Origin of the sequence: Chitinophaga sp. MM2321, from assembly GCF_964033635.1 — a bacterium.
GTDB lineage: Bacteria > Bacteroidota > Bacteroidia > Chitinophagales > Chitinophagaceae > Chitinophaga.
Window position 1 is genome coordinate 499,871 of sequence record NZ_OZ035533.1, and the last position, 15,997, is coordinate 515,867.

The following is a 15,997-nucleotide window of genomic DNA, read 5'->3' on the forward strand; positions in this document are numbered from 1 at the left end:
TTAGAAAGCTTTTTTAAAATTTCTTTAACGTCGGTGATAAGTTGAGAACACGAAGTATTGTATAAAATGTGCTGTGTACTAGTACACAACCTGGTGGGTGGCTTTGATGACAGAGATAACAAAGATGCTTTGTGTATGGCTCAGGTTATCCAATTCACCCAGTTTATTGACATAAAATTCTCGGTATTCATCCATGTCTTTTACCTGTACCTTAATCATAAAATCAAATTCACCGGAGATGTTCAGGCATTCTGTTACCTCTGTAAAAGAGATGATTTCCTGGATAAACTTTTTACCACATTTTTTATTGTGTTCTTTCAACGTTATATAGCACAGTACTGTGAGTCCTTTATTTATTTTCCGTGGATCTACGATGGCAGCGTATTGTTTGATTACCCCGGCCTGTTCCATTTTGCGGATACGCTCGTATACAGGGGTCGTACTGAGATTCAATTGGCCGGCTATATCACGGATGGTCATCTTGGCATCTTTTTGCAACAGCTTCAGAATGCCCATATCTTTTTCATCGAGCGACAATTGCACATCCGCCGTATTTTCTTTTTTCTGTATCATTTCACTATATCTTTAGAAATAATATCTTTTAGAGAGATAATTGATAGTTGTATTTTCCAAAAATATTAAATTTAGACAAGAAATATTCTTTATTTATAGGCTTTGGTAGTAAAATGTAGTGAGAAATATCTTTTGCGGCGATTGCACTTATTTGTCAGGCTATTGCGCGGGCTTTTCTCCCAGGTTGCTGCTTAACTGTAACAGGATCTTCAGATCTTCCAGGGTATTGATCTCTGTTACCGGTTTATCTTTCCGCCAGCGGTTGATCCGTGGGAAACGTAAGGCTACACCTGATTTGTGGCGGTTGGAGGCAGCGATGCCTTCAAATGCGATTTCAAATACAAGCACGGGTTCTACGGTCCTTACAGGGCCGAATTTCTCCAGGGAATGACGTTTAATCCAATTATCCACTTCCGCAATTTCTTTGTCTGTAAGCCCGGAGTAGGCCTTTGTAAAGGGCACCAGTAAGTCGCCATCACGCACCGCAAAGGTATAATCAGTATAGAGATCAGCACGACGGCCATGTCCTTTCTGCGCATACAGCATAACGGCGTCAATTGTATACGGATCTACTTTCCATTTCCACCAGCTACCGCGTTTGCGTCCTACCTGGTAGGTGGCATTGCGTTGCTTCAGCATCAGTCCTTCACTGACCTTTTCGCGGGATTGTAAACGGAGTGCGGTCAGCTGCTCCCATGAGTCGAAAATTATTTCCGGCGACAGCTGCAATGTTGGCTGTTGAACAGTGACCACCAGTTGCTCCAGCAACGCCCTGCGTACTATCAGCGGTTGTTCCCTGATATCAGCGCCTTCCCATTCCAGTAGGTCGTAACCCAGGAATATAACGGGGGCTTCAAGCAGTTGTTTGCGTGTAACATTTTTTCTGCCAATGCGTGTCTGTAGTGTTTGAAAAGGTAGTGGGAGGCCGTTGGCAAATGTGAGGATTTCTCCATCGATAACGGTACCATCCGGCAGTGCTGCGAGCAGCGGAGTAAATTCAGGGAATTTATCTGTGATCAGTTCTTCCCCGCGCGACCATACAAACAGTTGTCCTTCGCGCTTGATGATTTGTCCGCGGATTCCATCCCATTTCCATTCCGCCTGCCAGTCGGTGATGGCGCCAAGCAATGCAGGCGCGCCTTCCAGGGGATACGCGAGATAAAAAGGATAGGGGCGGGAAGCATCAGCGCCGGTAGTGCTTTGATGCAGCAGTTCTTCGATGGTAACCTTTCCGGGGTCCCAGGAACCACTGATCATATGGGAGAGGGTGGCAGCAGGAATATTATATGTTTTCGCCAGCGCATTCACCATCATTTTTTGTGACACGCCTATACGAAAACCGCCCGTGATAAGTTTGTTGAATACAAACCGTTCACTATCGCTGAGTGTATTCCATGATTGCAGGATGAATTGTTGTTTGGTGGCTTCATCTGTTTTTTCCAGGCGTTGCAGTTGTTCCAGCCAATAGTGAAGCGGAGCCGCCACCGGCTCATGTGGTGGAGGTAATAGGAGGGAAATGGTTTCTGCCAGATCTCCTACAGTATGATAGCATTCTTCAAATAACCATTCCTGTAAACCGGTGGCTTGGATACACCAATTCTTCAGCTGAGTGCTATTGACCGTGCGCTTTGGTCGTCGTCCTGAAAATAATGCCAGCACCCAGGTTTTATCTTTCGCCGGTGCGGTGGCAAAGTATTGGCTGAGAGCTTCGAGTTTCTCCGTGGTTTTAGTGCTGTTACTTAACAGCCTGACCAGTTGGGCGAATTGCTGCACGGGCTTTAAGGTTCAGTGTTAATAATGTTTTCTTCTTCTCCTTCTCCGTATGCGGTTGTTACTTCTTTTGCGGCAGTTCCTGTTTCATTGAGATACCGCGCAAACACGCTGCTGAAGCCATGTGTGGCATATACCTGTTGTGCGCCGGTAGCTGCCACTGCCTGTAATAAACCGGGCCAGTCGGCATGATCAGATAATGCGAAGCCGGCGTCCGCATTGCGCCTGCGCATGTTTCCACGCACCTGCATCCAGCCACTGCAGATACCCAACGCATAAGGCAAAAATTTACGCATCCATATGGAGTCGGCAGCAGATGGCGGGGCAATGATCACGGCATTTTTAAAAGCTGCTTTGGGCGTATCAGGCGTAATCCTTTCAATGGTGGGTAATGGATATCCCTGTTTACGTAAAACTTCATGCACGGTGAAGATGGCGCCATGTGCGAGAAAGTGATCTACTTTATCTTTCAGCAGATAGATAAGCCGTTGTGCTTTACCCAGGCTGTAAGCCAGCAATACACTGGCTTTGCCGGCCTGCTGATTGGCGGCGATCCAACGGGCGATGTTGTCTGCCAGTTGTTGTTGGGGTTCCCAGCGGTAGATGGGCAATCCAAACGTTGATTCGGTAATAAAAGTATGGCAGCGTACCGGTTCAAAGGGGGTGGATAAACCATCATTTTCCAGTTTATAATCACCGCTGGCTACCCACACTTCGCCGGCTTGCTCCACGCTTACCTGGGCGGAACCGATGATATGACCTGCAGGATGCAGGGATACTTTTACGCCATTGAAATAGATCGTTTCTCCGTAAGCGGCGCCCTGCACCTGTATATCATTGCCTAATCTTAATTGAAGTATAGGGACTCCGCTTTTTTCACAGAGGTAGTGCCGGCTTCCCCATCGGGCATGATCTGAGTGTGCGTGCGTGATAACAGCGCGCTGTACTGGTTTCCAGGGATCTATATAGAAATCGCCGGCTGCACAATAAATGCCGTTATCGGTAAATTGTAGCACACTCATAAAATGAATTTACGCAAAAAAAAATCGTGCCATAGCAAACGCCACGGCACGATCAGTTAGTTGATGCAGTATAAATTATCTGTTCATTTTTATATCTACGCTATCACCTTTTTGAATGATGAAGATGTTTTTGTTTTCAAAGTAGGAGGGTGTTTGTTCTCCTTCTTTCAAGTATACCGGCTGGAAGTTGAAGTTGGTGATCACTTTGGGAGATGCACTCACTTCACCGTTGAAATATACACCGTTTGTTTGCAGTAACCGGGTAAAGTAGTAGGTCAGATCAAAGCCTTTAAAAGCCATGTCAGACGGGCGTGCTCTATAGGTTTTGCGGAAGTAATCATTTACGTAACGGCTGTATACATCTGTTTTATCATTGAAATAGGGAGATGAATAATACACCTGTAAGCCTTTAAACTCGGGATCTTTCAGTTTGAATATATCCCAGGTAGGCATACCGAAGATCTGTAACGGATAGGTAACCGCAGAGATGCTGAGTTTACGCAGCAGGCTTTTGGCGCCGGTTTCATCGAGTGCAGTGATGATGATCACGTTTGGACGGTCGGTGAGCAGGTATTTTGAAATTTCTTCCGGGGTGGTAGCATCGTTCCACACCACTTCCCTGATTCTTGATTTTTTGTCGCTCTCCATCTTGTCGTAGGATGTTTTGAAATCCGCTGCCAGGCGGCTTTCAAAGGCGGTATTCCTGCGGAAGAGAACAATATTTTTGGTGGCGAATGCTTCCTGTACATATTGTTGCAGGGCTTCGCAATGTGTTTTCAGCGTACTGTTGGAGATAAAGAGGAAAGGGTTGTCGTTGATGCCGGCATCATTTGGAAAAGTAGCCGATACAAAATTTATTTCTTTCTCTTTTGCAAAATCGCTGAGTTCTTTCAGTTCCGGATTGCTGACAGCGCCGATGATGAGGTCGGTACCTTCCAGTGTTTTATTATGGATCAGGGTACTTACATTTTGCCTGGCTTTGCTGTCGTAAACGGTTACTTTCAGGTTGTAGCCCTGTTGTTGCAGGGTGTCCAGTGCCAGTTGTGCGCCTTCATAAAATTCAAGTCCGGGTAGTACATACCGGGGCATGGTGCGGCCGGGAATATCTGAAGAGTTGGCGAATACGGAATCGAGGTACAATGGTGCCAGGAGTGCAATATTGTAGGTAGATTTCTTTACTTCTTTTCCGAATGCCGGCACATTGAAGGGTGCTTTAGCAGCTTCTTTCTTGTCTTCCGGTTTCTTTTCCGGCTTAGGTTTGCTGAGAGCGGGCGGAGGACCATCTACACGACCGGCTGACTTCTTGGATGATGAACAGGCACTGATCACTACAGCTATAGCTATCCCCGCAAACAGATACTTTATTGAAACTAAGTGGCTCATAACTTGCGCTAATTTACAAAAATCATTCCGATGAGGAAGATTTCAAATATGAATGGCAGATTACCAATTAATAAATTACGGAGTTGCAGGTAGATAAGAGCGATTGATCCTCGCTTATAGCTATCCACAACTCCGTAATTTATTAATTGGTTATTCCTTTATATTATTCCCACTCAATAGTAGCAGGTGGTTTGGAACTTATATCATATACTACCCGGTTGATGCCTTTCACCCTGTTAATAATGTCGTTAGACATTTTGGCCAGGAATTCATAAGGCAGATGCGCCCAGTCGGCGGTCATACCGTCAGTAGAAGTCACTGCGCGGAGTGCTACGGTAAATTCATAGGTACGTTCATCGCCCATAACCCCAACGCTTTGCACGGGGAGGAGAATGGTACCGGCCTGCCATACTTTGTCGTATAAGCCGGCTTCCCGTAATCCATCTATATAAACCGCATCTGCTTCCTGGAGCATAGTCACTTTTTCCGGGGTGATAGCGCCGAGTATCCTGATAGCGAGGCCCGGTCCGGGGAAAGGATGACGGCCCAGGAATATTTCGCTGATGCCTATTTCGCGGCCTACGCGGCGTACTTCATCTTTAAAGAGGAAACGCAATGGTTCTACCAGTTGCATATTCATCTTCTCCGGTAACCCGCCTACATTATGATGTGATTTTATTGTAACAGAAGGACCGTTAACAGAAACGGATTCAATTACATCGGGATAGATGGTACCCTGACCCAGGAAAGAAATATCGGTTAACTGTGTGGATTCCTGTTGGAATACTTCGATAAACAGGCGGCCGATGATCTTGCGTTTCTGTTCAGGATCGGAAACGCCTTCCAGCTCGCTGAAGAACATATCCTTTGCATTCACGCCTTTCACGTTCAGGCCCATATGTTTATAGGATTCCAGTACGGTGGCATATTCATCTTTACGTAACAGGCCGTTATCAACGAAGATGCAGAAGAGATTTTTGCCGATAGCTTTATGCACCAGCTCTGCTGCCACGGTAGAGTCTACACCGCCGCTGAGGGCCATTACTACTCTTTTATCGCCTACCAGTGCTTTGATTTTTTCAACCGTTTCCTGAACAAATGCTGCCGGTGTCCAGTCCTGGGCGCAACCGCAGATGTGTACCAGGAAGTTACGCATGATCTGCTTGCCTTCGATGGAGTGGGTTACTTCCGGGTGGAATTGCAAACCAAAGATAGGGTTAGCCGCTACGGTAGTGCTTTTGAAGGCAGCAACCGGGATGTTTTCTGTTGTAGCAATGATATCAAAGCTTTCCGGAATATGTTTGATGGTATCGGAATGGCTCATCCATACCTGGCTTTTGCCGGAGATATCGTATAATAATTTTTCTTCTTTGTCATTGTGTTCCATAAAAGCGCGACCGTATTCACGGATATTGCTTTTAGCCACTTCTCCGCCAAAATTTTTGGCCATCATCTGAGCGCCGTAGCAGATGCCCAGTACGGGTACTTTCGCAGCTATGGCGGCGATGTCTATGTTAGGTGCCTTTTCGTCGTTGACGGAGCAGGGGCTGCCGGATAAAATAACGCCCTTGATAGTTTCGTCCCAGGCAATGGGCTGAAGACAAGGTTTAATTTCGCAATAAACATTCAGTTCCCGGATGCTGCGTGCAATCAGCTGTGTGTACTGGGAACCGAAATCGAGAATAAGTATCTTTTCTGTCATGGTGGTGCAAAGATAAAGTCCTTCCGTCAAATTCGGATTCTGAAATTCGAAAATTGAAAATCTAATCGTATCTTTCTTATACAATCTAAACTTATGCAAACCAGAAAATTCCTATGTAGTGCTGCGTTGGCAGTGGCCACCATTTGTTTTTTTGACGCCTGCAATGTAATCGGCCAAAATCGTATTAAAGGGAGTGGTAATGTTATTACCGAAGAAAGATCAATACCACCGTTTCATCAGCTGAAAGTAGAAGGGAGCATGGATGTATACCTGTCGCAGGGGCCTGCAAAGGCCGCCGTTATTGAGGCAGAAGATAATATCATTCCGGTGATTGAGATCCTGATGGAAGGTGACCAGCTGAAAGTACGTTACAAAAGAAACACCTCTGTTTCTACCCATAAAGATGTAAAAGTATATTTAACCACGCCGGAAGTGGATGAACTGAGCCTGTCCGGCTCCGGTGATCTGAAGATGAACGGTAAATTTAATGCGAAGCAGGATATAAAGCTCAGCTTATCCGGTTCTGGTAATATAGAAGGTAGTATCAATGCTCCTGCGGTGAAAGCGGCTATTTCCGGCTCCGGTAATATGGACCTGAAAGGAGAAACGAAAGATGTTAGTCTTTCTATTGCCGGCAGCGGTAATTTTGATGGTGATGACCTGCTGGCGGAAAATGTAGCCGTGAGTATTGCCGGTAGCGGTGATGCCAGCGTACATGCCAGTGTAAAGCTGGATGCTAAGATTGCCGGCTCCGGTGATGTTAAATATAAGGGTAATCCGCAGATATCCAGTTCAGTGGCGGGTTCCGGTTCTGTTAAAAAAGATTAACCAGAATATTTACAAATTTTTAACACTTTTTTTATCACATAAAGGCCACTTTATCTGTTAATAGATTGGTTTTTAAAAACACAAGTCCTTTTGACCAGATACTGCCACAGCACACAAAGCCGGCTGAGGCAGTATCTGGCTGGGGCACAAATTTTTATCCCTCCTGATTTTCTTCTCTTCTCCCCACTACCCATGTCAAATTATCATTAAATGACATGAATGATTCTTCTTTTTTTGTATGTTTACGGTTTGAATTGTTGAACTCCTATTCCTTTTATGAACGAAAGACGGAAGATCCTGGTTGTATATTTTACGCAAACCGGGCAACTGAAAAGGATTATTGATCATGTGCTGGCTCCCCTGGAGGGCAAGGTTGATATAACATTCGAGCAGCTGGTACCGGTAACGCCATTTCCTTTCCCATGGGGAAAGCAGCAGTTTTACGATACAATGCCGGAAACGGTACAGGGTACCCCGCGCGGTATTCAGCCCCTGAAAGTGGATGTGAACACCCCTTTCGACCTGGTTATCCTGGCTTATCAGCCCTGGTTTTTATCTCCTTCACAACCAACAGCCGCTTTTCTGCAAAGTGAAGCAGCTGCGCGTTTATTGAAAGATAAGCCGGTACTGACCTTATTGGGCAGCCGTAATATGTGGCTCAATGCACAGGAAAAAGTAAAAGGGTACCTGGAGAAAGCCGGCGCTAAACTGGTAGGTAATATTGTGTTGGTAGATAAATCGCCCAACCTGGTTTCACTGATCACCATTCTGCGCTGGGCATTCAAGGGAAAGAAGGAAGCCACTAGGTTTCTGCCACAGGCGGGTGTACAGGAAAATGAAATTGTAACAGCCGCCCGTTTTGCCGCACCCATAGAAAAGGCGCTGGCAGAAAAGCAATGGAATGAGCTGCAACCGCAGTTGCTTTCCCTGAATGCAGTGGAACTTATTCCTAACCTGGTTGTACTGGAAGGGAATGGCATCAGCGCATTCCGTTTCTGGGCTAAATTCATCAGCGCCAAAGGCGGACCAGGCGCACCTGCCCGTCAGGGCCGCGTGTTTATGTACAGGGGCCTGCTATTGGTAGGGATTTTTGTTTTGACACCCATTACGCTTATATCTTCTCTCATAAAACTAAACCTGAAAAAAAATCAGCTACAGCGTGAAGTGGAATACTATAAGGGGATAACCTTGCGTTGAACCTATTAATTCCGGCAATAGTAGGTAGCTTTGCAGGAATTACAAATACCGGTCTTCCGGTGGCGTGATAATTGTAAATATTAGACGAATTATTCTCAAATGAACGAAGTTTATATTACCAGGCTGTCTAAATTTTTACCCAACAAGCCTGTTGAAAATGATGAAATGGAGAGCATCCTCGGAATGGTAGATGGAAAAGCTTCCCGTGCGAGGTTAAAGATCCTGGGCAATAACAAGATCACAACGCGTTATTACTCTTTAGATAAAGAAGGGAAATCCACGCACTCCAATGCAGAGATGACTGCAACAGCCGTGAGGGAATTGTTTGACGAGAAATTTCCTATCAGCAAATTACAATTACTGGCTTGCGGCACTACTTCTCCGGATCAGTTGTTGCCTAACCATGCTGCTATGGTACATGGCATCCTGAAATGCCAGCCTGTAGAGCTTATTGCGGCTACGGGCGCTTGTGCAGCAGGTATGCAGGCTTTTAAATATGCGTGGATGTCTATCCGTTGTGGTAACACAACCAACGCCGTGAGTACCGGTTCAGAGAAATTCTCTGCCTGGATGCTCGCACAAAAATTTCAACCGGAAGCAGAGAACCTGAAAAGTCTGGATGAAAATCCGATCATCGCTTTTGAAAAAGATTTTCTCCGTTGGATGCTATCTGATGGCGCCAGTGCTGCACTATTCCAGGATAAACCCAATGAAGACGGCTTATCGCTGCGTGTAGACTGGGTAGAGATTTTATCTTATGCCAATGAGCTGGACACCTGTATGTATGCAGGCGCTATCAAACAACCCGATGGCAGCACCATTGGCTGGATTGATATGACGCCGGAAGAATGGGCACAGCATAGTGTATTTTCTTTCAAACAGGATACCCGCCTCCTGGGTAAAAATATAGTTCCCTCCGGCGCACAAATGTGGAAAGAACTGGTGGAACGCCACCAGGTAAACCTGGACGAAATAGATTTTTTCCTGCCACATCTGTCATCTGAATTTTTCCGCTTGAAGATAGACGAAGAAATTACCCGGTTGGGCGTACCTATTCCTTTGGAAAAATGGTTCACCAATCTGGCAAGTGTAGGCAACGTAGGCACGGCGTCGCCTTACCTGATGCTGGAAGAGCTGATGAACAGCGGCCGCTTTAAGAAAGGACAGAAAGTTATTATGATGGTTCCGGAGAGCGCGCGTTTTTCTTATGCATATGCACAAATCACGGTAGTATAACTATCCGTTAACTTCTAAAAACTGCTGCTATGAAACAAGATGAAGTACCCCAGGATGGAGATAACCTGCACGAAGGTACGTTCAGGCAGATTATGTATGCGGTGGATAATTCCGGCAATTATGTGCAGGTGCAAAGTGCAGGATGGGAACCGGAAAATATTGCCCTGGGACAAGCCTGGGAAGAAGTAAATGAAAAAGTGAAAACAGCCCGCGCCCGTGTGGAAGCGGGAGAGATAAGCCCTGTAGCCTATTATATGGAAAAAAACCTGATGGACCTGCCACTGCTGGCAAGTTATGTAGGCAAATTCCAATGGCAGGTAAAACGGCATATGAAGCCGGGTGTATTTAAACGCCTGAATGAAAAAATGCTGCAACGTTATGCGGAGGCATTCAAGATCAGCATAGACAACTTACTGCATATAAAATAGACCCACGAAGGCGCCTTTGCGGGCAGCTACTATAAAATATTATGAGCGATCATCAATTCCATCACACGCAAACTGCACATTGTGAGAGTGGCGTCATCTCAAATCTGCTGGGGCACTACGGTTTGCAGATCAGTGAACCAATGGCTTTCGGTATTGGTGCGGGTATTTTCTTTGCACATCTTCCTTTTGTGAAGGTGAATGGCGTACCAGGTACCACCTACAGGATATGGCCGGGCGCTATATTCCAGCGGGTATGCAAGCGTCTCGGTGTGAAAATGGAATCAGCAAAATTTTCTTCTCCCGAAAAAGGAATGGCAGCACTGGACCAGGTAATTGCAGCAGGTACGCCTGTAGGATTACTTTCCAGTGTTTATTACCTGCCCTATTTTCCTCCTTCCTATCGTTTTCACTTTAATGCCCACAACCTGGTCGTTTATGGAAAGCGGGATGGTCAGTACCTGGTAAGCGATCCGGTGATGGATGTGGTAACGGAAATAGACCCCGAAAGTCTGGCGCAGGCGCGTTTTGCGAAAGGGTTTCCGGCTCCCAAAGGGAAAATGTATTATCCCGTGCATGTACCGGACAAAGTTTCGCTGCACCGGCCCATCAAAGAGGGGATTCAGCAGGCATGTCATTATATGCTGAAAGTACCTTTCCCTATGTTTGGGGTAAGCGGTATCCGTTATTTATCCAACAGGGTGAAGAACTACCCGGAAAAAGTAGGCGAACGTAAATCCGCATTATATCTCGGTAATATTATCCGCATGCAGGAAGAGATAGGCACCGGTGGCGCAGGCTTCCGGTTTGTGTATGCCGCCTTTTTACAGGAAGCTGCTGCAGTATTGCAAAAAGACGAACTGAGCAAACTGGCTGGTGATCTCACAAAAACCGGCGATCTGTGGCGCAACTTTGCTTTCGCAGCAGGCCGCGTTTGTAAAAGCAGGTCAGCAGATAATATATCTTACAAAGAACTCAGTGAAATGCTGCTGGAATGCGCGGCTTCGGAAGAAGCATTTTTCCGCAAACTGGCACTGACAAAAATTTAAGCATTTTATGATGTAGAGATGTAGTTATTTAGTTACAGATAAGTATTTTCATCGGTAACCAAATAACTACATCTCTACATCATAAAATGACAAAATATTATTATGGCCAGCATATCTGTGAACGAATTGTATAAGACCTACAGGGGATCCGAAGCGCCTACTTTAAAGGGGCTGTCATTCGTATTTTCTGAAGGTAAGATTGCCGGCTTGCTGGGGCCTAACGGTGCAGGTAAAACAACGACCATCTCTATTTTGTGCGGACTGGTAAAGTCAGACAGCGGGGAAGTGAGGATTCACAACCAGTTGCAGGATGCTGCGCACCGGGAAGATATCAAGCAGATGATCGGTATTGTGCCGCAGCAGATAGCATTGTATCCGCAGTTATCGGCAGTGGAAAACCTTACCTACTTTGGTAACCTGTATGGCTTCAGGGGCAAAGCATTGCAACAGAAGATCATGCGTTACCTGGAGTTATTTGGCCTGGAAAAGAGTGCACATAAAGAGATCTATAAATATTCCGGGGGGATGAAAAGACGCGCCAACATTATTGCCGGGATCCTGCATGACCCCAGGTTATTAATACTGGATGAACCTACTGCCGGTGTGGATGTACAGTCACGCAGTATGATCCTCCAGTTCCTGCGCGACTATAACCGCCAGGGCGCCAGTATCCTGTATACCTCTCACCTTCTGGAAGAGGCGCAGTCCATCTGCGAAGAGGTGGTGATTATGGACGAAGGACAAATGATTGTGCAGGGACAGCCGCTGGAACTGATCCGGCAACACCCCGACTGCCGCAACCTGGAGGATGTTTTTTTACATTTTACAGGGCATGCGTTAAGAGATTAGCTGATTAATAACACATAAAATACTAAAAGCGAACTGCCAACAGCTATGCTAAGATTATTGGCTACCATAAGAAAAGAATGGCAACTGCTGTTACGTGACAAGATGGGATTAATCCTGCTGTTTGTGATGCCCGTGGTATTAATTACCGTGATGGCATTGATCCAGGATGCGCCCTTTAAAGATTACCAGGAAATCAGGTTTGATATTTTAACGGTAGATAATGACCATGGACGACTGGGCCGCCATATCAAAGAAGGGTTGGAGACAGGTGGACAATTTAATATCATTGACTCGCTGGATGGTAAGCCGGTAACTGCAGAGAAGGCGAAGCAGCTGGTAAATGAAGGCAGGTACAAGATCAGTATCATTGTGCCGGCAGGCGCTACCGCAGCGATTGTGAGCAATGCCAACCGGATTGTGAATGATATTACGCACCGGATGGGGATGACGGTTTCCCTGCCTGTGAAAAAGAACAATGATTCGCTGAATGTGATCATCTATTTTGATCCGGCGGCAAAAAAAGCATTTAAAGGCGCCATACACCAGGCGCTGGATAACTTCCTGACGCAGGTGGAAACGGATATGTTGCTGGACAGGATCCGGCAGCAGTTGCGTAACAAGGATGTACCGGAAGCCAGTACAGATACGCTGGCTATCCGCCTGCAGGCGGTGGGGTTGAAAGAACATAGTACCGGCACCGGGAAGCAACTGGATGTGATTTCCAACTCTGTGCAGCATAATGTGCCCGCGTGGAGCATTTTTGCCATGTTCTTTATTGTGATCCCGATAGCAGGTAATATGATCCGTGAAAGGGAAGATGGCAGTTTGTTGCGGATGAAGCTGATACCGGGGTCTTACCTGGCTATCCTGGCCGGTAAGATGCTGTTTTTTGTAGGGATCTGTATCTTACAGTTTTACCTGATGATGCTGGTGGGGATATATGTAATGCCTTGGATGGACTTGCCGCAGCTGGTGATGGGACATCACCAGGGCGCCACTTTGCTGGTAGCAGCAGGTATAGGGCTGGCGGCCACGGCATATGGGATACTTATCGGCACAGTTTTCAAGACCCCCAACCAGGCATTGAATTTCGGCGCTATTTCCATTGTTATCCTGTCGGCCATCGGCGGTATCTGGATTCCGCTGGAAGTGATGCCGGCCAATATGCAGGCCGTAGGACATTTATCCCCACTCAGCTGGGGACTGGATGCCATCAATGATATTTATTTACGAAACGGCGCCATTGGTTATGTGTGGAAGAACGTGTTACGGTTGGTCCTTACAGGGCTGGCCATGCTGGCTATAGCAGGGTGGGTCGAAAAAAGAAGAATGAACTGATAAATGTTTTCAAAACAATAGTAAAGCTGTATTTTTACTCCCCACAAGGGCGTTCGCCTGCTGTGAGCAACAGGTGATAAACCTACAACATTATGGAAGAATTAAAAAAGAAACTGAAAGTGCAGATCATCGAGGCTTTGAATCTGCAGGATACCAAACCGGAAGACATCGACGACAATGCGCCGTTATTTGGGGAAGGACTGGGACTCGATAGCATAGATTCACTGGAATTGATGGTACTGCTGGAAAGACAGTATCAGATTAAAGTAGAAGATCCGCGGGAAGGTCGTAAGATCCTTCAGAGTGTTGAGTCTATGGCAGCCTATATCCAATCCAAACAACCGGCATAAGTAAATAGGTTGCATGGCGGAAAGAGTGTTTATAACAGGGATGGGAATGATCACCGCCATAGGTGATGACGTAGCCGGAAATCTGCAAAATCTGCGGTTACAGCACAGTGGACTTGGTTACACCAGTTACATTGATACCATTTACAAGCATGTATTGCCCGTAGCTGAAGTAAAGCATAGCAGTCATTCTTTGTTTGCCATGGCAGACATTCCCGTACAGGAAGGGTATACACGTACCACATTGCTGGGGATGATAGCCATGCGGGAAGCATTACAACAGGCAGGCATTACCACTGTACAATCAGCGCCCACCGGCTTTATCAATGCCAGCACGGTAGGCGGTATGTGCGATACAGAGAAAATATATTTTGATATCATTAATCCCGAAAAAACGGGCTCATTTCTACAATATATAGATACGCTGGATTGTGCAGATTGTACACAACGTATAGCCGACATCGTAGGATTCAGTGAACATATTGCGACCATCAGTACGGCCTGTTCTTCCTCTGCCAACGCCATGATGTTTGGTGCACGAATGATCAAACAAGGCATTTTGCCGCGGATGGTTTGTGGTGGTACGGAAGCACTGACACGGTTTACCCTCAATGGTTTCAACTCACTGAAGAATGTGGATAAGCAGTTTTGCCGTCCATTCGATCAGCAGCGTACGGGGCTGAACCTGGGAGAAGGCGCGGCTTTCCTGGTACTGGAAGGTGAATCTTTTGCCAGGGCCAACAACAGCCGGATCCTGGCGGAGTTAAGCGGTTACTGCAATACCAACGAGGCATTTCATCCTACCTCGCCATCCCCTGAAGGAGATGGGGCGTATGAAGCCATGAAAGCGGCATTGGCCATGAGTGGCAGGACGCTGGAAGAAGTGGACTACATCAATGTACATGGTACAGCTACTTTAAATAATGATGTATCCGAAGGGAAAGCACTGGAACGGTTGTTTGGGGAGCATGTTCCCTTATTCAGCTCTACCAAGCCCTTTACGGGGCATACCTTAGCGGCGGCCGGCGCCATTGAAGCTATCTTTTCTGTATTGGCGATACAACATGGACTGATATTTCCGAATCTCAATTTCACAGAGAAAATGGAAGAACTGAACATCACGCCGGTAACAGCACTGATGGAAGGCCATCCGGTAAATAATGTTATTTCAAACTCATTTGGCTTTGGGGGCAATAATGCATCCCTGGTGATCAGCAAATATGAAGGATAAGTGTTACATACAAGGAATGGCGGCTATTTCCCCGCAACAATCATTTGAGGGGGATATTTTTTCTGCACCGCTGGTACATACAGATAGTAATCTGCTTGCCTGTATAGAACCTGATTACAAGCCGTTTATCCCTGGCAACAGTCTGCGTCGTATGACACGGGTGCTAAAAATGGGATTAGCCACTGCACTTAAATGCATACAGGAAAGCGCGGTAGATATTCCCGGCCCTATTGTTACCGGCACCGGTAAAGGGAGTTTGCAGGATACCGAGAAATTTATCAGGGAGATAGAACAGTATAAAGAAACGGCGCTGAATCCCACACCATTTATCCAGTCCACTTATAATTCAGTAAACGGTCTGATTGCTTTACAGCAGAAGTGTACCGCTTACAACAATACCTTTGTTCATCGTGGCTTCTCTTTTGAAAACGCGCTGCTGGATAGTATGATGCTACTGGCAGAAGGGGCCACCAATACGCTTACAGGAGCTTTTGAAGAGATTACAGCCGAACATTTTTATATCAAGAGCCGCATCGGTTACTGGAAATCAGTAGCTACAGACAGTCGTGCTTTGTATGACGAGCTATCGCCCGGTACTATAGCAGGAGAAGGCGCTACTTTTTTTACGCTAACGGCTACGCCCACACGAAATAGTTATGCCGCCATTGCCGGCTTTAAAATGTTGTATAAACCTGTTCCGGGAAAGCTTTCGGCAGCATTGCGGGCTTTTACCACTGGTGTTGATCTCATTATTACAGGCCGGAATGGGGATAGTACCCATGAGCATTATTATGCGGAAGTGGACCAGCTTTTTCCCGATACCCCGCAGCTTCCATTCAAACATCTTTGTGGGGAGTATGATACAGCGGGTGCTTTTGGGTTATGGCTGGCGGCGCATATTTTAAAGGCGCAACAGGTGCCGACACAGTGGTTTCCCATGCTACAGCAAGTGCCTGTGCATATCAATTCTATTCTGTTGTACAACCACTTTTATGGTGAGCAACATGCCATGATATTGCTGGAACGGGTTTAAGGGTTATTGCATCT

At 46.3% G+C, this 15,997-nt stretch carries 15 protein-coding genes; 10 read left to right on the forward strand and 5 right to left on the reverse strand.

The window, feature by feature from the left end; genetic code table 11:
• Positions 1-78 precede the first annotated feature (78 nt).
• The 5 genes from ABQ275_RS01930 to guaA form a co-directional block, all read right to left on the reverse strand.
• Positions 79-573: an Lrp/AsnC family transcriptional regulator gene (locus tag ABQ275_RS01930; protein WP_349316579.1), complete on the reverse strand. Its 495-nt coding sequence runs from the start codon at positions 571-573 to the stop codon at positions 79-81.
• Between the two features lie 159 nt (positions 574-732).
• The gene (locus ABQ275_RS01935; RefSeq protein ID WP_349316580.1) at positions 733-2,346 is read right to left on the reverse strand and encodes an ATP-dependent DNA ligase; all 1,614 of its coding nucleotides are present in this window, start codon (positions 2,344-2,346) and stop codon (positions 733-735) included.
• 5 nt (positions 2,347-2,351) lie between these two features.
• Positions 2,352-3,365 (reverse strand): ligase-associated DNA damage response exonuclease, encoded by a 1,014-nt coding sequence (locus ABQ275_RS01940; protein WP_349316581.1) that lies wholly within the window; start codon positions 3,363-3,365, stop codon positions 2,352-2,354.
• A 75-nt stretch (positions 3,366-3,440) separates the two neighbouring features.
• On the reverse strand, positions 3,441-4,748 hold the full coding sequence (locus ABQ275_RS01945; protein WP_349316582.1) for an ABC transporter substrate-binding protein: 1,308 nt from the start codon (positions 4,746-4,748) through the stop codon (positions 3,441-3,443).
• Positions 4,749-4,911: 163 nt separating this feature from the next.
• A complete protein-coding gene (gene guaA / locus ABQ275_RS01950) occupies positions 4,912-6,450 on the reverse strand; it encodes a glutamine-hydrolyzing GMP synthase (protein ID WP_349316583.1) in 1,539 nt (512 codons plus the stop codon).
• Between the two features lie 93 nt (positions 6,451-6,543).
• Here guaA and ABQ275_RS01955 point away from each other — a divergent pair, with 93 nt between their 5' ends.
• The 10 genes from ABQ275_RS01955 to ABQ275_RS02000 all read left to right on the forward strand — a co-directional run bounded on the left by ABQ275_RS01955 (position 6,544) and on the right by ABQ275_RS02000 (position 15,983).
• Positions 6,544-7,278, forward strand: coding sequence for a head GIN domain-containing protein (locus ABQ275_RS01955; RefSeq protein WP_349316584.1), 735 nt, complete (start codon positions 6,544-6,546; stop codon positions 7,276-7,278).
• A 276-nt stretch (positions 7,279-7,554) separates the two neighbouring features.
• Positions 7,555-8,475 (forward strand): hypothetical protein, encoded by a 921-nt coding sequence (locus ABQ275_RS01960; protein WP_349316585.1) that lies wholly within the window; start codon positions 7,555-7,557, stop codon positions 8,473-8,475.
• Between the two features lie 99 nt (positions 8,476-8,574).
• On the forward strand, positions 8,575-9,711 hold the full coding sequence (locus tag ABQ275_RS01965; RefSeq protein ID WP_349316586.1) for a beta-ketoacyl-ACP synthase III: 1,137 nt from the start codon (positions 8,575-8,577) through the stop codon (positions 9,709-9,711).
• A gap of 29 nt (positions 9,712-9,740) precedes the next feature.
• Complete coding sequence (locus ABQ275_RS01970) at positions 9,741-10,139, forward strand: hypothetical protein (protein ID WP_349316587.1); 399 nt, start codon at positions 9,741-9,743, stop codon at positions 10,137-10,139.
• A gap of 41 nt (positions 10,140-10,180) precedes the next feature.
• A complete protein-coding gene (locus ABQ275_RS01975) occupies positions 10,181-11,185 on the forward strand; it encodes a BtrH N-terminal domain-containing protein (RefSeq protein ID WP_349316588.1) in 1,005 nt (334 codons plus the stop codon).
• A 102-nt stretch (positions 11,186-11,287) separates the two neighbouring features.
• Complete coding sequence (locus ABQ275_RS01980) at positions 11,288-12,034, forward strand: ABC transporter ATP-binding protein (RefSeq protein WP_349316589.1); 747 nt, start codon at positions 11,288-11,290, stop codon at positions 12,032-12,034.
• A 45-nt stretch (positions 12,035-12,079) separates the two neighbouring features.
• A complete protein-coding gene (locus ABQ275_RS01985) occupies positions 12,080-13,372 on the forward strand; it encodes an ABC transporter permease (protein WP_349316590.1) in 1,293 nt (430 codons plus the stop codon).
• A 92-nt stretch (positions 13,373-13,464) separates the two neighbouring features.
• Positions 13,465-13,722: a phosphopantetheine-binding protein gene (locus tag ABQ275_RS01990; protein WP_349316591.1), complete on the forward strand. Its 258-nt coding sequence runs from the start codon at positions 13,465-13,467 to the stop codon at positions 13,720-13,722.
• Positions 13,723-13,735: 13 nt separating this feature from the next.
• Positions 13,736-14,950 (forward strand): beta-ketoacyl-[acyl-carrier-protein] synthase family protein, encoded by a 1,215-nt coding sequence (locus ABQ275_RS01995; RefSeq protein WP_349316592.1) that lies wholly within the window; start codon positions 13,736-13,738, stop codon positions 14,948-14,950.
• A complete protein-coding gene (locus ABQ275_RS02000) occupies positions 14,940-15,983 on the forward strand; it encodes a beta-ketoacyl synthase chain length factor (RefSeq protein ID WP_349316593.1) in 1,044 nt (347 codons plus the stop codon). Before ABQ275_RS01995 ends, ABQ275_RS02000 begins: the two co-directional genes overlap by 11 nt.
• Positions 15,984-15,997 lie beyond the last annotated feature (14 nt).

What these genes read in the sequence shown, in the direction of transcription:
- ABQ275_RS01930 (WP_349316579.1), bottom strand. Translation starts at nt 573, where the DNA reads ATGATACAGAAAAAAGAAAATACGGCGGATGTGCAATTGTCGCTCGAT.
- ABQ275_RS01940 (WP_349316581.1), bottom strand. Translation starts at nt 3,365, where the DNA reads ATGAGTGTGCTACAATTTACCGATAACGGCATTTATTGTGCAGCCGGC.
- ABQ275_RS01970 (WP_349316587.1), top strand. Translation starts at nt 9,741, where the DNA reads ATGAAACAAGATGAAGTACCCCAGGATGGAGATAACCTGCACGAAGGT.
- ABQ275_RS02000 (WP_349316593.1), top strand. Translation starts at nt 14,940, where the DNA reads ATGAAGGATAAGTGTTACATACAAGGAATGGCGGCTATTTCCCCGCAA.
- ABQ275_RS01975 (WP_349316588.1), top strand. Translation starts at nt 10,181, where the DNA reads ATGAGCGATCATCAATTCCATCACACGCAAACTGCACATTGTGAGAGT.
- guaA (WP_349316583.1), bottom strand. Translation starts at nt 6,450, where the DNA reads ATGACAGAAAAGATACTTATTCTCGATTTCGGTTCCCAGTACACACAG.
- ABQ275_RS01955 (WP_349316584.1), top strand. Translation starts at nt 6,544, where the DNA reads ATGCAAACCAGAAAATTCCTATGTAGTGCTGCGTTGGCAGTGGCCACC.
- ABQ275_RS01980 (WP_349316589.1), top strand. Translation starts at nt 11,288, where the DNA reads ATGGCCAGCATATCTGTGAACGAATTGTATAAGACCTACAGGGGATCC.
- ABQ275_RS01990 (WP_349316591.1), top strand. Translation starts at nt 13,465, where the DNA reads ATGGAAGAATTAAAAAAGAAACTGAAAGTGCAGATCATCGAGGCTTTG.
- ABQ275_RS01945 (WP_349316582.1), bottom strand. Translation starts at nt 4,748, where the DNA reads ATGAGCCACTTAGTTTCAATAAAGTATCTGTTTGCGGGGATAGCTATA.
- ABQ275_RS01995 (WP_349316592.1), top strand. Translation starts at nt 13,736, where the DNA reads ATGGCGGAAAGAGTGTTTATAACAGGGATGGGAATGATCACCGCCATA.
- ABQ275_RS01960 (WP_349316585.1), top strand. Translation starts at nt 7,555, where the DNA reads ATGAACGAAAGACGGAAGATCCTGGTTGTATATTTTACGCAAACCGGG.
- ABQ275_RS01985 (WP_349316590.1), top strand. Translation starts at nt 12,080, where the DNA reads ATGCTAAGATTATTGGCTACCATAAGAAAAGAATGGCAACTGCTGTTA.
- ABQ275_RS01965 (WP_349316586.1), top strand. Translation starts at nt 8,575, where the DNA reads ATGAACGAAGTTTATATTACCAGGCTGTCTAAATTTTTACCCAACAAG.